Source organism: Sphingobacterium sp. HSC-15S19 (assembly GCF_050433745.1).
In the GTDB taxonomy this organism is placed as follows: Bacteria; Bacteroidota; Bacteroidia; order Sphingobacteriales; family Sphingobacteriaceae; genus Sphingobacterium; species Sphingobacterium siyangense.
Genome location: NZ_JBNPWQ010000010.1, coordinates 75607 through 90403, shown reverse-complemented (window position 1 = coordinate 90403; position 14797 = coordinate 75607). Strand labels below are relative to the sequence as shown.

Below are 14797 nucleotides of genomic sequence, written 5' to 3'. Positions count from 1 at the left end.
GACGCAGCCCCTCTCAAATGGGCTGCGTTTTATGTTGACCTAGCCCTAAAAACACCCTTTCAATTATTTTTTATCGACCTTATTTCCTATATTTCTTTTCGAACATGACAACCACTTTAGTTTGGCTCGATTATTGATCATCTATTAGCGAATCAATAAATTATTATATGGTAAAAAAAGAAAAAATGAAAAAACTATTAGAAATTAATCCCTTGTCATTCTATATGACCAACTGGGGATTTGTAAACAACACCGCCCCAAAAAGAACGCGCAAAACCTGCCAACCTTCTCCCAAAAATTAAGCGTTCTTGCTTAAACAATTCAATTAAAATTTATTAAAATTATCTGCTGATATCCTCCATACGGATATTAAGTAAGAGATTTATTTCTTTTACTAGATCCGTATGGAAGGGCATTAAGCTATGCGAAAAAATAGGCCAATGCGATTACGATTATAATACAAGCAATCATAATGTATTTATTCAATTGGCTATTTTTTTCTCCTTCGTCACTTTTATAGTGATAATCTCGTTTGTTGGGCAAATTCATAAGCTTGTTTTTATTCATGATGAAGTTACGGACTTTTTTCCATATTATTCGTGATGATAAGGCTCTCCCTTCATGATAGAAAATGCACGATAAAGCTGCTCTGTAAAAAACAAACGAATCATTTGATGCGAAAATGTCATCTTGGACAACGAAATTTTTGAATTTGCTCGATCATAAATTTTTTGGTCAAATCCATAGGGGCCACCAATAATAAATACCATATGCTGAACACTTTGCACCATCATTTTTTCCAGATAAGCAGAAAACTCCAGGGAGCGAAACTCTTTTCCATGTTCATCCAGCAGAACGACTAAATCTTGAGGCTGTAATTGTTTTAGAATCAAAAGAGCCTCCTTATCTTTCTGCTGCTCAGCAGAAAGATTTTTGACATTTTTGATGTCTGGTATCACCAGGATATTAAAGTTCACATAAAACTTTAACCGTTTAATATACTTATCAATACCCTCTATCAGGTATTTGTCATCTGTCTTACCTATACAAAGTAGCGTTATCTTCATCTAAACATTTTATAAGTTTTTGTTATGAATAGCACAATAGAAGCCGGCTTTCTCGATCCAAAATAATGGCTTTGTTCTTGTTCCCGGGTATTGTCAAAAGCTGCTCATAAACTTTTATCCAAGAGCTGCTACGCTAATAAATAGCGCATACATACAATTGAGCAAAGTTCTGATTTTATTTAAAATAAACACAATCAAAAGGACAAAAAAACATTAACCTCATTTATTCGTTTAGTTATAAAACATTTATTTTCTCGTACACGCTTAAAACATCACGCTGAAAATGGATAATGACCTCGTTTTAAGCGCATCGATCAGATCAGATTGTTGTATATAACAATAGGAACGAAATATATTTCAACAATTCCAATACGCAGAAATAAAGCTGCTGCGTTAGTTGTCTAAAAAGATGTGAAACTGTACGTGCTCATCTGGATTACAATAATATGGAAATGCAAACAAATTAAGTATACACATGAAAATAATAAAATCAATTATTCTTATTGCTTTTGGCTTATTAGCACATGAAACCTACGCTCAGACAACCGCGGTAGACAGTACGAAAACCTGGATTATCAAAGGAGAAAACACCTTTCTGATCAACCAAAGTTCATTTTCTAATTGGGCTGCAGGTGGTGTAAATTCATTCTCCGGCAACCTAACTCTTAATTACGACTTCAATTACAAAAAAGGCAAATGGTCATGGGACAACAAGGTCCTAGCGGCTTATGGGCTAACCTTTCAAAAAGAGTCGGACTGGCGCAAAAATGATGACCGATTAGTTTTAAATAGCTTGTTGGGACATCAGGCGTCTCAGTATTGGCTTTATACCTTTTTTCTAAACTTTAACACACAATTTGCCGATGGTTATGATTACACAGCTTCACCCCAAAAAAGGATATCCAGGTTTTTAGCTCCGGCATACCTGAGCTTCGGTCCGGGTTTTGCTTACAAACGATCGGACAACCTCAGATTTAATCTTTCACCTGCGGCTGTGCGCTTTGTATTCGTAAGTGATACACTCCTTTCTACACGATATGGACTAAATCCGAACAGCAAGTCCCGCACTGAATTCGGTGCATCATTTGATGCTTATTATAAAGTAAATTTAATGGAGAACATTTCATTTGAAAATATACTAAAACTCTATTCAAACTATTTAGATAAACCTCAAAATGTAGATATCGACTATACGGCCAATCTTTTTATGAAGGTAAATAAGTTTATTACAGTAAACGCAGGTGTACAGATGATCTACGATGACAATACGGCTATTCCGATTATTAAAGATAATGTTGAAGTTGGAAAGAGAAATTCTGCCCTACAAATTAGGCAAATTGTTGGTGCTGGCGTGACATACAAGTTTTAAAGGCAAAAAAAATAGCAGGCACAAGCCCACATAAGCAAGATAAATTACGAAGTCGCTGTAAACGAAAAAACCGAATTTAAATCATTCGGTTTTTTCTATTATTTAGGAATACTTATGTAAAATTAATCACTAAAATGGCGCATCATCAGGCATGTCGTTCATTCGGGATGGCATAGTAATCCCCCCACTGAAGCCCCCAGCACTAAAATCATCAGCAAAGTTTGGCGACGGATTCAATGCAGAAGCAGAAAATGTAGCCGGTGCATCACCGAATCCATCTCCACCACCCATACCCGAAAACTCATCTTCTAAATCCACAAACTTCACAAATTTACCCACAAAGCGAAGTGGAACAATTCCGGTCTCACCATTACGGTGTTTTGCAATAATAACTTCACCGACACCGGCAGTAGGACGTCCCTCTTCATCTTCTGTCAAACCATAATATTCGGGCCTATATAAGAAAAGAACCATATCCGCATCCTGCTCAATAGAACCAGACTCCCGTAAATCGGACAACATAGGGCGCTTACTATTTCCTGGCCTTGACTCTACTGCACGACTCAACTGCGACAATGCGAGCACAGGAATATTTAACTCTTTGGCAACAGATTTCAAAGCACGGGAAATACTACCAATCTCTTGTTCACGGTTCCCCCCTCCTTTACCGTCTGCTTTTCCATGCATTAACTGCAAGTAATCGACGATCACCATCTGGATATCGTATTGTGCCTTTAAGCGCCTACATTTAGCTCTAAATTCGAACACGTTCAACGCCGGCGTATCATCAATAATAATAGGCGCATCAGTTAAACGACCAATTCTCGAATGTAATTGTTGCCATTCATGATCAGCAAGATTTCCTTTTTTCAATTTCTCTTGCTCAATTTCGGTTTCACCAGCGATTAGACGATTGACAAGCTGAACAGATGACATCTCCAGCGAGAATACGGCAACTGCTTTTCCGTGTTCCACTGCAGCATTACGTGCAACGGAAAGTACGAATGCCGTCTTTCCCATCGCTGGACGTGCTGCAATAATAACCAGATCAGAAGGCTGCCAACCTGAAGTCATACGATCCAAGGCAGTCAAACCCGAAGGTACACCTGTCAGACCATCTGTGCGGTCACGCAGCATCTCAAGATTAGAGATCGCCTCACGCATAATATCGTCCATCTTTCTTGAATCTCTCCGCAAGTTATTCTGCGCGATATCAAACAAACTTTTTTCGGCATGATCCAACAGATCGAAGATATCTGACGTTTCATCGTATGAGCTATTAATAATTTCAGTAGAAACTTTAATCAGCTCACGCTGGATATATTTCTGTGAAATAATACGTGCATGATACTCAATATTAGCTGCCGAAACCACGCGATCTGTCAATTGCGTAATATAATAGGCACCGCCGACCATTTCAAGAGCCCCCATCCGTCTAAGTTCCGAGGTAACGGTTAATATATCAATTGGAGAAGTCTTTTGAAAAAGGCCAAAAATCGCTTCAAAGATTTTTTGGTGTGATTCCTTATAGAACGATTCCGGTTTTAAAATATCAATAATTTCACTCAGCGCATTCTTTTCAAGCATCAAAGCTCCCAAAACAGCCTCCTCAAGATCCACTGCCTGCGGCGGAAGTTTACCCAAACCACTCACCAAATTATTTAATTTGGTACGACGTTCGCCATAATTACCCCGTTTGTTATTATCCGTGTTATTCGCTTCAAAATTACTGTCGTTCATCATGATATTATATCAGAAATATAGCTTTGCTATCCTTATAAATTTTAGATAGGATAACAAATGTATAAAAAATAAAATTCACCACCATACGGAGTTACACACAGAGAAATTCAACGATCACACCCGAAACCTCAAAAAGCTTTGAAGGACACAGATTTACACAGTGAGTTTTCAACACTTACTGTTGAAAAGATGTTGAAAATAAAAAATTACCACTTAAAATCAACACATTAAAAAATGTTAATAACTTAAGCCATTGTGAATAAGCAAAATGGTAAAAAGCAAATCAATCCCCTCGACTATCATCAAAACAAACTGACTTTAAGATGAAAACAAATCCCTTTTTTAGCACTAAAAAATATTCATATATTGTATCTTTGTAACTATGACGCACGACTCCTCAACATTAAAACCCTATAAAGATACCAACGATGGGAAGAAGAAACAGGTAGCAGATATGTTTGACAACATCTCTCATTCCTATGATTTTTTAAACCATTTCATGTCTTTGGGTATTGACATTATATGGCGCAAAAAAGCCATCAATGCCTTGAAGTCCATAAAACCGCAACTGATGTTGGATGTAGCGACGGGAACTGGTGATTTTGCATTGGAATCAATTAAAATCTTGAATCCGAAAAAGATTATTGGTGTCGATATTTCCCAAGGAATGCTTGAAGTCGCTAAGAAAAAAATTGCAAGCAAGGGATTAGATAATCAATTTGAGGTAGCGTTAGGAGACTCAGAGAGGCTTCAATTTGAAGATAATACTTTCGACGCTGTTACCGTAGCATTTGGTGTCCGTAATTTTGAAAACTTGGAGAAAGGCCTATCAGACATATACCGCGTATTAAAACCTGGTGGGAAAGCTGTTATTTTAGAATTTTCGAATCCAAAGAAATTCCCCATTAAACAGCTTTATAATTTTTATTTCAAGTTTATTACACCAACCATTGGAAAATTCTTTTCAAAAGATTCCAGTGCATATGAATACCTACCAGAATCTGTTGCTCAATTTCCAGATGGCCAAAAGTTCGTTGCCATAAACAAAAAGGCAGGTTTTAATGAAACTATTGTTAGACCGCAAACATTTGGTATCTGTACCATCTATATTGCTACAAAATAGTACCAGCTAAGATCTGGTTTTGAGTGAAATCGGATTAATTTTTAATATCAACGAGTTACTTTATATGACTAAAACAGTTTTTATTACAGGAGCAAGTTCAGGAATTGGTCAGGCTTGTGCCGAAGTTTTAGCGAAAGAAGGTTACAATCTTTTACTTTGCGCGCGCAGGTTAAACCGTTTAGAGGCATTAAAAGATGCATTGTTAGCGGCCTACCCTACTATTCAGATCCATATTTTTGAGCTTGATGTTCGCGATGCTGAACAAGTTGCGAATCAAATTGAGGGCCTGCCTCCAGCATGGAAGAAAATAAATGTTCTCATCAACAATGCTGGTTTGAGCCAAGGATTGGATCCTATTCAAAATGGTGATATCGGAGATTGGGACAGAATGATTGATACCAATATTAAAGGTTTACTGTATGTGAGTAAATCTGTGATACCACTTATGGATACTGAAAACGGCGCCCATATTGTTAATTTAGGATCTATTGCAGGGAAAGAGGTTTATCCGAATGGAAATGTGTACTGTGCTACCAAACATGCTGTTGATGCTTTAACTAAAGCTATGCGCATTGATTTGTTAACTCAGGGCATTAAAGTAACATCTATCGACCCCGGGATGGTGGAGACGGAGTTTTCGGAAGTTCGTTTCCATGGAGATCGGGAAAGAGCTAAAAATGTCTATAATGGTGTGCAGGCCCTGACAGGGAAAGATATTGCCGAAACGATCCTTTTCGTCATTACCAGACCTGCACATGTTAATATAAACGATCTATTAATAATGCCTACAGCGCAAGCGACAGGCACAATTGTCAATCGAAAATAATTTAAATATCATGTCATTAGAAATACAAATAAATCAAGACATTAAGGCCGCAATGATCGCAAAAGACACGGCAAAATTACGTGGCTTACGTGCAATTAAGGCAGCTATCCTCTTAGCAAAGACAGAAAAAGGTCATGCCGAAGACCTTAATCAGGAGGCGGAGATTAAAGTTTTACAAAAACTTGTAAAACAACGTCGCGAATCTGCTGAAATTTACAAGACTCAGAACCGTGAAGATCTTTATGAAATTGAAGTTGAGGAAGAAAAAGTAATTGAGGCTTATTTGCCAAAACAACTAAGCAGAGAAGAAGTCGAAACGATTGTCAAAGCAATTATCGCCGAAACAGGAGCTTCCTCCATTAAAGATATGGGTAAAGTAATGGGAGCCACAAATCAAAAGCTTGCTGGACAAGCAGATGGAAAAACCATCTCTGAAGTTGTTAAAAGTCTTCTTGCATAAAATGCTTAAATCAATAGAGTCAAATTAAATTGGATATGTCTTTCCAGCCATATCGATTACATAATTTGACTCTATTTTTATTTCAATTATGGCTTTTCAGTGGAATCTAAAGAGTTTTGACGAACTCAACACGACAGAATTATATCGTATTTTAAAGCTTCGAATGGAAGTGTTTGTTTTGGAGCAGGAGTGTTTATATCCTGAATTGGACGATAAAGATTTTGCCTGTCTACATCTGTGGACAGAACAAGATGATCGTATTATAGCATACACGAGATTGGTTCCTCCGGGCCTTTCCTACCCACAAGCTTCGATTGGTCGGGTTATCGTCGCCGAGGAAGCGCGCGGAACCGGTCTGAGCAAACAATTAATGATTCATTCTATCGAATCGCTCTATAAAGAATTTGGTGAAGGTGAGATACAGATAGGTGCGCAATTTCATTTAAAATCCTTTTATGAAAAATTAGGGTTTAAACAAATTTCCGAGCCCTACCCTGATTATGGAATCCTTCATATTGATATGATTAAACCCGCAATTTAGTAAATTTAGGCATGCAAAACGTTGTCATCATCACAGCCGCCCTATTTGGCGGACTCGCTATTATCCTAGGTGCATTTGGAGCCCATGCATTCAAAAAATTCCTATCAGCTGAAAAACTGGAATCCTTTGAGGTCGGCGTTCGATATCAAATGTATGCTGCGCTAACCCTATTGATTCTGGGATTCAATTTCCACTTTGAGCTTCAGTCTGAACGAGTCGCATTTTATCTGATCACACTAGGAACTCTTTTATTCTCGGTAAGTATATATTTTCTATCGTTTGCTGAATACTGGAAAAAGAATCTAAAGTTTCTTGGCCCAATTACCCCGCTCGGCGGATTACTTATGATCGCAGGCTGGGTTGCTATTATCATTCGTTTTTTGTAGATTTGAACTATATATGGCAATGATGTCTGCCCTGAACCGCCTTAATAAGCTGATGACGTCTACTATTTTAGTATAAAACAACAATTTTATATAAAGTGTAGACTTATGGCTATAACACATTCAAATCAAAGCAATCTTCATTTTTTTCTTAAATGGCTTATCTCCTGTAGTGCGATAGGTTTCATCGTAGGCTCTATTTGTGCGTTTTTTCTCTTTTCCCTCAATTGGGTAACGCAGTACCGAGAAGCTCATCCTTGGATAATTTATGGACTTCCCCTAGCGGGATTTGCCATAGCATTGTCCTATAAGTATTGGGGAAATCCAGCAAGCAAAGGAAATAACCTGCTGATTGAAGAATACCTTCATCCCCAACGCCGCATTCCGCTTATCATGGCGCCTCTTGTCCTATTCGGAACTTTACTTACACATCTGTTTGGGGGTTCTGCAGGTCGTGAAGGAACTGCTGTACAGATAGGTGGAGCAGTTTCCGATCAGCTTAATCGCTGGTTTGACTTCGATAAAACTGAACGTCGCATCTTAATTTCGATCGGCATCACTGCAGGCTTTGCCGCTGTGTTTGGCACCCCGCTCGCCGGAACGATATTCGGACTGGAAGTACTACTGATTGGCAAAAAAAGATATTTCGGTATTCTGCCCTGTTTATTTACCGCCTATTTTGCGAACTTCAGCTGTCAATTATGGAATATTCCACACACCCATTATCCAATTCATGATGTTATTCCAATGCTGTCCTTGACCAATATTGGATTTAGCCTCGCCGCAGGCATTCTATTCGGTATTACAGCATGGCTTTTTACATTTGCCAGCGATTTCTTTAGCCTTCAATTCAAACGAATTAAATATCCTCTGCTTAGACCAGTGATCGGCGGTATTATTTTAGTACTTATCATTACTTTATTCCATAGCAGTAACTATATTGGACTTGGTATCCCCATGATTCAGAACGCATTTGTCGATCAGTCGAATTATTATGACTTTATCATCAAATTGCTTTTAACGACTTTCACCCTTTCTGCCGGATTTAAAGGCGGAGAAGTCACCCCGCTGTTTTTTATCGGGGCAACCTTGGGGAGTGCATTAAGCACCGTTATTCCACTTCCCATCAGCCTGCTGGCTGCCATGGGCTTTGTAGCTGTATTTTCAGGCGCTACAAACACCCCGCTCGCCTGTATTGTAATGGGTTATGAATTATTTGGGATTCAGCCTATTTTATTTATAGCAATAGCGTGTATAGTCGCTTTTTTATTTTCCGGAAAAAAAGGAATTTATATTGCGCAAAAAGGCGGTTTAAAGGAAAAATTATACCGCAGACTCAATTTATAAGCAGACTCACTTTATAAACAAGACAATGCGCTTTCAGCTTCTCAGTCTATCTCCTTGCATCCCATTATGAACTACTTCAAATAAAAACAAGATAGGGCAAAAAAACATGTCAAGAATAAGAGTGCAGACCACAATGAATGGATAGATGACTTTAATAAAGACACGAGAAAAATTTTTTGATAAAAAAAAGCCTAAATCATAAGTATGCTTTAGGCTTTTTTTAAAATCTTATCATCCGAACTATAGTAGTTTTCCATGCAAAAAGAATGCTGCAACAGTAAAATAGATAATCAATCCTGAAACATCCACCAACGTAGCTACAAATGGTGCTGATGCCGTCGCCGGATCCAATCCAAACCGACGTAGAATAAATGGAATAAACGATCCTGACAAAGTCCCCCATAAAACAATAAACAATAAGGAAACAGCAACCGTAAAACCAATTGAAATCCAATAAGGACCATAGTCATACAGACCAAGAAAATGCCAAGCCAATATCCGTAGGAATCCGATCGAACCCAATATTCCACCTAAGATTAAACCAGAAGAAATTTCGCGCTTCATCACGTACCACCAATCTTTCAGCTTTAACTCTCCGAGCGCCATGGCACGAATAATTAAAGATGCCGCCTGCGACCCGGAATTACCCCCACTGGATATAATTAAAGGAACAAATAAAGCAAGTACAACCGCCTTTTCCAATTCCCCTTCAAAAAATCCCATTGCCGAAGCTGTAAGCATTTCGCTAAAAAACAAGATGATCAGCCAGCCGGCTCTTTTTTGAATCAATTGCAACAAAGGAGTTTTAGTATAAGCCAGATCCAATTCTTCCATCCCCCCAAATCGCTGAATATCTTCTGTATCCCGATCTTCAATTCGATCCAACACGTCATCAAATGTCACAATTCCGACCAATACCCCTGCTTCTGTAATAATAGGCAAAGCACTTCGGTCATATTTTTGAAAAATCTCGAATGCCTCTTCCATGGGTGTGGAAGCCTTAATCGCGGCAAAATTGTAATCTATTAAGTCGGAAATCTTGGTAGAAGAATCCGATAGCAGTAATTGACCAATTTTCAAGTCATCGATCAACACATTTTTCTCATCAACTACATAAATAAAATTAAGCGTTTCGGCCTTCCTTCCAAACACCTTGATATGCCGAAAAACATCATCCACAGTATAATAAGGACGAACTTGCACATACATTGGCGTCATAAGCCGGGCAATACTATCCTCTTTATATCCGATCAGCTCCAAAGCCATCTGCTTCTCGCGCTCATTCAATAGATTGATCAGATACTTGATCAGATCATCAGGCAATTCAGACAGTAATTCATTACGCGTATCCGGCTTCAAATTATTCAGCAATTCGGACAGTTCATGTTCCGTCATGGATTTGATCAACGTATATTGAACATCCATTTCAAAAAAAGAAAAGATCTCCAATCTATCCTCCAAAGGATAGTCCATAAACTGTTGATGTTGTTCTCCCTTACTTAAACGCGATATTTCTTCCGCGATATCGGCTGGGTGTAATGCTGAATTTTGTTCCATTGGAAGAATATTTTAATGGATTTAGCGCAAAAGTAGCTTATTTTGTATGATTTTCAACAATCTGAAAAACTATTTTTTCCAATGGGAATTGCTGCTAGTCTTTCGTAAAATCGTCTACTACTAGATTGAAGAGTACATTTGACTTGATATGCCCATGAACTTTACAATATCTTAAAAATTAATTAATCCAGGCGCTAGCTCCTCGGGCTCAAAACCAGCTTTAAATAGCCGGGCTGTTAAATTACCTTTCAGTTCTATATTTCCTTCATCTACATGCAACCAGCTCCCTTCACGCAAGCCTATGACTGGCTGAGGATTAAGCTGATGAAATTCCTGGATTCGCGTTTCCCTTGTCTCTCCTTTATGTGTAGAATTTGGATCCGGATCCAAATAATGTGGATTAATATTAAAAGGTAAGAAACCAAGTGCGTCAAAGCTAGGCGGATAAACAATAGGCATATCATTTGTAGTTCCTATTGTTAGTCCGGTCAAATTGGACCCCGCAGATGTACCGACATATGGAATCCCCTTTGCTACTTGTACACGCAATTGCTGTACCAAATCCAGCTCATACAAGGTTTTTAAGAGTAGAAATGTATTTCCTCCACCAATAAAAATAGCCTTAGCATCCTGAATAGCCTTCTTCATGTTATGAAACTCATGCAGCCCCCGAACCGTTATACCGCTATCTCTCAGTGCGTCCTGCACCTTAGCCGTATAACCATCAAACGAAATTCCTGATGGTCTCGCAAAAGGGACAAATAGCAATTCGTCTGACTGAATAAATTCTACAAAATCTTGCTTAATATAAGCTAAAAACTCACTACCATAGATCGTACTTGTACTTACGACCAATAACTTGTACGCTGGATTAACATTCATCTTTTTTTCGCTAAAACATTAAAATAAAAAGTACCCTTGGCTTTGTCGATTGCGAAGCCAAAGGTACAGTTTTCGTTCCTTACTCTATGCTATTTCTTATCGGTAGTCTTTTTTTCAGCACCCAATCTTTTATTTTCCTGCAGCGCTTTATGTAAAAGATATTCGATCTGCCCATTAACACTCCTAAACTCATCTGCAGCCCATTTTTCCAATGCTTTGTACATCTGGTCGTCTAAGCGTAGCATAAAGTTTTTCTTATCCGCCATTTCATTTCGTTTATTGGTACAAAGTACCTGTATTTACAATTGGTGTCGCCGCCTTCTCTCCACAGAGCACCACCATTAAATTGCTGACCATTGCTGCCTTTTTCTCGTTGTCCAACTCTACAATATCTTTCTCAGACAATTTATGCAAGGCCATTTCCACCATCCCAACAGCACCGTCTACGATCTTTGCCCTTGCTGCCACAATTGCTGCCGCCTGTTGTCTTTGAAGCATAGCACCTGCAATTTCGGAAGCATAAGCCAAATGACTGATTCTGGCCTCTTTAATAATAACCCCGGCTGGAGCCAAACGATCTGACAATTCTTGTTCAAGAATATGATTTACGGTATCCCCACCTTCGCGCAAAGTGATCTCCGCGCCTTCATCTTCCAGGTTATCATAAGGAAAGCTTCCGGCCAAATGTCTTACTGCTGCTTCACTCTGCGTGCGTACATAAGATGTATAATTACTTACATCGTAAGCAGCTTTATACGTATCACCTACCTGCCATACGATAACCGCTCCAATCTCGATTGGATTTCCCATCTTGTCATTTACTTTCAGTGTCTGTCCCTGTAAGTTATCGGAACGAAGACTCACTTTAATCGTTGAATACAACGGATTGACAAAAAATAATCCATTTTCCTTAACAGTACCTACATATTTTCCGAAGAAATTCAGCACACGAGAATGATTTGGATTAATAATCATCAATCCCTTTAAAATAAAAAAAGTAGCAATCATCAATATCACCCCCAGTACAACATACAGGGAACTTGCTTCGACATTCGCGAAGGAGAATATAGCTGCCACAAAGGAGACAACAGCTATCAATAAGGCTAAATAGCCAGACATTGGTTTAATTAGTTTTTCCATAATTTGTTAATATATATTTGATATCATTTTAATATCATAAATATACTATAATATTTTTCATATTTCAAATGAAAATTTAAAATTACTATTTTTGATTATGCGCAAAAGATCCTTTCTACCTTTAGTAAACTCCACGACAGAAATACTCATCCTTGGCTCTTTGCCTGGAGACAAGTCTTTGGCAGAAAATGAATATTATGCGCACCCACAAAATCGATTCTGGAAAGTAATCACCTCTTTGTTTAATGCGCCGGAACAAACAAATTATACGGAGAAGATAGATCTATTATTCAAAAACAACATCGGTCTTTGGGATGTTTGCGCAGAAGCCTCTCGTCCCGGCAGTATGGATCTAGCCATACAAAATGAAGTTCCGAATCAGCTTGTTGAACTGCTAGAAGCCCACCCTAAAATCACACAAATTATTTTTAACGGGCAAAAAGCGCACAGTTTATACTTAAAGCATTTCAACAAAAGAGAGGACATTATTTACAGATGCTTACCTAGCACAAGTCCAGCCAATGCGAAAAGTAATCTCGAAAATCTAATTAAACAATGGTGCGTAATAATAAGTGATTAAATTACACGAATTAGATTCGTTAATTCAGTCCTATTGCTTATTTTTGCCCTAAGATGTCAGATTTAAAATACAATCAACGAGGCGTATCCGCAGGGAAAGAGGATGTGCACAATGCGATAAAAAATATAGATAAGGGTCTGTTTCCCAAAGCATTTTGCAAAATAATTCCAGATATTTTGGGTGGAGACCCAGACTGGTGTAATATTATGCATGCTGATGGTGCTGGCACCAAATCTTCATTGGCGTATGTCTATTGGAAAGAAACTGGTGATATTTCAGTTTGGAAAGGTATCGCACAAGACGCAATTATCATGAATATTGATGACTTGCTTTGTGTAGGCGCCATCGATAACATTCTCTTATCCTCAACGATTGGCAGAAATAAGAATCTTATTCCTGGTGAAGTGATTGCTGAAATCATCAATGGTACAGAAGAGATTCTGGCGGAACTTCGGGAGTTGGGAATTGGCATCTATTCTACAGGAGGTGAAACTGCCGACGTTGGCGACCTTGTTCGTACCATCATTGTTGATAGTACAGTAACCTGTCGGATGAAACGTGAAGATGTTATTTCAAATCATCGCATCAAAGGCGGTAACGTCATTGTTGGCTTAGCATCGAATGGAAAAGCAACGTATGAACAGTCGTACAATGGCGGAATGGGTTCCAATGGACTAACTTCTGCACGTCATGATGTATTTAACAAAAAAGTAGCTGAAAAATATCCTGAAGCGTATGATCCAGCTGTTCCTTACGAACTAGTTTTCGCGGGGAGCCAAGATCTTACAAATGAAATCGAAGTTGAAACCGGAGAAAAAATAACTGCGGGTAAGCTTGTTCTTTCAGCGACACGTACTTATGCGCCTGTTATCAAACAAATACTAGACAAGTATCGTTCTCAAATTGACGGGATGGTGCATTGCTCTGGTGGAGCGCAAACAAAGGTCTTACACTTTGTGGATAATGTGCACGTCATCAAAGATAATCTTTTTCCGATCCCACCTCTTTTTGAATTAATACAGAAAGAATCCAATACAGACTGGAAAGAAATGTACAAAGTATTCAATATGGGACATCGTATGGAATTATATGTACCTGAATCGATTGCATCGGATATCATTGCTATTTCAGAATCATTCGGCATTCCGGCTCAAATCATAGGTCGCGTGGAAGAATCTACGGCTAAAAAAGTTACTATAACCTCTCCTTACGGAGAATTTATCTACGAATAAAAGATTTTCATCCCTGTCCCCTGCTTATACATGGGACAGGGCTATTTTTTCAATTTGGTATACATGAAAGAAAAACTTCTTGTGGGCTGGAAAGAGACCCTTGATTTACCTGAATTGGGAATATATGGTATAGAAGCAAAAGTCGATACCGGCGCTGCTTCATCGGTACTACACTGCAACTCGTACAAGGTAGTTAAGGAAGATGGTCAGGACTGGATTATCTGCGAACTTATCATTAATTTTGAAACCGAAGAGACAAAAACTTTAAAATTAAAGCTCTATAAAACAAAATTGGTTAAAAGCTCTTTTGGTCAAGAAGAGAAGCGATTTTATATCCGTACCACAGCAACATTGTACGACCAAGTGTTTGGCATTAAGATATCCTTTAGAAATCGATCCCAAATGACCTACCCTATGCTTTTGGGGAAAAATTTTTTATATAAAAGGTTTTTGGTTGATGTTTCCAAGGAAAATCTCTCCGTGAAGGCCTTGGCAAAATAAAAACAAATAGCCAAGCTATTTTGTTATCTTAGCACAAAATATACTC

General features: G+C 38.4%; 16 protein-coding genes and 1 riboswitch. Of the genes, 10 read left to right on the top strand and 6 right to left on the bottom strand.

Annotated elements, in window-relative coordinates:
• Positions 1-593: 593 nt before the first annotated feature.
• Entirely contained in the window at positions 594-1067 is a 474-nt protein-coding gene (rlmH, locus tag L1283_RS10225) for a 23S rRNA (pseudouridine(1915)-N(3))-methyltransferase RlmH (RefSeq protein ID WP_145327024.1), read from the bottom strand.
• Positions 1068-1542: 475 nt separating this feature from the next.
• On the opposite strand from rlmH, the gene L1283_RS10220 reads away from it, so the two are divergent.
• The gene (locus tag L1283_RS10220; RefSeq protein ID WP_088162174.1) at positions 1543-2436 is read left to right on the top strand and encodes a DUF3078 domain-containing protein; all 894 of its coding nucleotides are present in this window, start codon (positions 1543-1545) and stop codon (positions 2434-2436) included.
• Positions 2437-2565: 129 nt separating this feature from the next.
• On the opposite strand, the gene dnaB is transcribed toward L1283_RS10220, so the two are convergent.
• Positions 2566-4176, bottom strand: a complete 1611-nt coding sequence (gene dnaB / locus L1283_RS10215) for a replicative DNA helicase (RefSeq protein WP_370445164.1) — start codon at positions 4174-4176, stop codon at positions 2566-2568.
• 385 nt (positions 4177-4561) lie between these two features.
• On the opposite strand from dnaB, the gene ubiE reads away from it, so the two are divergent.
• The 6 genes from ubiE (at position 4562) to L1283_RS10185 (ending at position 8859) form a co-directional block, all read left to right on the top strand.
• Positions 4562-5302, top strand: coding sequence for a bifunctional demethylmenaquinone methyltransferase/2-methoxy-6-polyprenyl-1,4-benzoquinol methylase UbiE (gene ubiE / locus L1283_RS10210; RefSeq protein ID WP_145327023.1), 741 nt, complete (start codon positions 4562-4564; stop codon positions 5300-5302).
• Positions 5303-5366: 64 nt separating this feature from the next.
• Positions 5367-6128, top strand: coding sequence for an SDR family NAD(P)-dependent oxidoreductase (locus tag L1283_RS10205; protein WP_088162176.1), 762 nt, complete (start codon positions 5367-5369; stop codon positions 6126-6128).
• 10 nt (positions 6129-6138) lie between these two features.
• Positions 6139-6588: a GatB/YqeY domain-containing protein gene (locus tag L1283_RS10200; protein ID WP_286849613.1), complete on the top strand. Its 450-nt coding sequence runs from the start codon at positions 6139-6141 to the stop codon at positions 6586-6588.
• Between the two features lie 88 nt (positions 6589-6676).
• Positions 6677-7129: a GNAT family N-acetyltransferase gene (locus L1283_RS10195; RefSeq protein ID WP_088162178.1), complete on the top strand. Its 453-nt coding sequence runs from the start codon at positions 6677-6679 to the stop codon at positions 7127-7129.
• Between the two features lie 11 nt (positions 7130-7140).
• Positions 7141-7515, top strand: coding sequence for a DUF423 domain-containing protein (locus tag L1283_RS10190; RefSeq protein ID WP_088162179.1), 375 nt, complete (start codon positions 7141-7143; stop codon positions 7513-7515).
• Between the two features lie 6 nt (positions 7516-7521).
• Positions 7522-7584: riboswitch (Fluoride riboswitch) on the top strand.
• 36 nt (positions 7585-7620) lie between these two features.
• The gene (locus L1283_RS10185) at positions 7621-8859 is read left to right on the top strand and encodes a voltage-gated chloride channel family protein (RefSeq protein WP_088162180.1); all 1239 of its coding nucleotides are present in this window, start codon (positions 7621-7623) and stop codon (positions 8857-8859) included.
• A gap of 240 nt (positions 8860-9099) precedes the next feature.
• Here the strand turns inward: L1283_RS10185 and mgtE are convergent, their stop codons facing one another.
• The 4 genes from mgtE to L1283_RS10165 form a co-directional block, all read right to left on the bottom strand.
• Positions 9100-10416 carry a magnesium transporter gene (mgtE, locus tag L1283_RS10180; RefSeq protein WP_088162181.1) on the bottom strand — a complete coding sequence of 439 codons (1317 nt, stop codon included), beginning with the start codon at positions 10414-10416 and terminating at the stop codon, positions 9100-9102.
• Between the two features lie 171 nt (positions 10417-10587).
• Positions 10588-11298 (bottom strand): dipeptidase PepE, encoded by a 711-nt coding sequence (gene pepE, locus L1283_RS10175; RefSeq protein ID WP_088162182.1) that lies wholly within the window; start codon positions 11296-11298, stop codon positions 10588-10590.
• Between the two features lie 89 nt (positions 11299-11387).
• A complete protein-coding gene (locus tag L1283_RS10170) occupies positions 11388-11564 on the bottom strand; it encodes a ribbon-helix-helix domain-containing protein (RefSeq protein WP_088162183.1) in 177 nt (58 codons plus the stop codon).
• A 10-nt stretch (positions 11565-11574) separates the two neighbouring features.
• The gene (locus L1283_RS10165; protein WP_088162184.1) at positions 11575-12438 is read right to left on the bottom strand and encodes an SPFH domain-containing protein; all 864 of its coding nucleotides are present in this window, start codon (positions 12436-12438) and stop codon (positions 11575-11577) included.
• Positions 12439-12535: 97 nt separating this feature from the next.
• Between L1283_RS10165 and L1283_RS10160 the strand changes: the two genes are divergently transcribed.
• The 3 genes from L1283_RS10160 to L1283_RS10150 all read left to right on the top strand — a co-directional run bounded on the left by L1283_RS10160 (position 12536) and on the right by L1283_RS10150 (position 14751).
• Complete coding sequence (locus L1283_RS10160; protein WP_145327022.1) at positions 12536-13018, top strand: DNA-deoxyinosine glycosylase; 483 nt, start codon at positions 12536-12538, stop codon at positions 13016-13018.
• 53 nt (positions 13019-13071) lie between these two features.
• A complete protein-coding gene (locus tag L1283_RS10155; RefSeq protein WP_088162186.1) occupies positions 13072-14250 on the top strand; it encodes an AIR synthase related protein in 1179 nt (392 codons plus the stop codon).
• 63 nt (positions 14251-14313) lie between these two features.
• Positions 14314-14751 carry an ATP-dependent zinc protease family protein gene (locus L1283_RS10150; protein ID WP_088163625.1) on the top strand — a complete coding sequence of 146 codons (438 nt, stop codon included), beginning with the start codon at positions 14314-14316 and terminating at the stop codon, positions 14749-14751.
• Positions 14752-14797 lie beyond the last annotated feature (46 nt).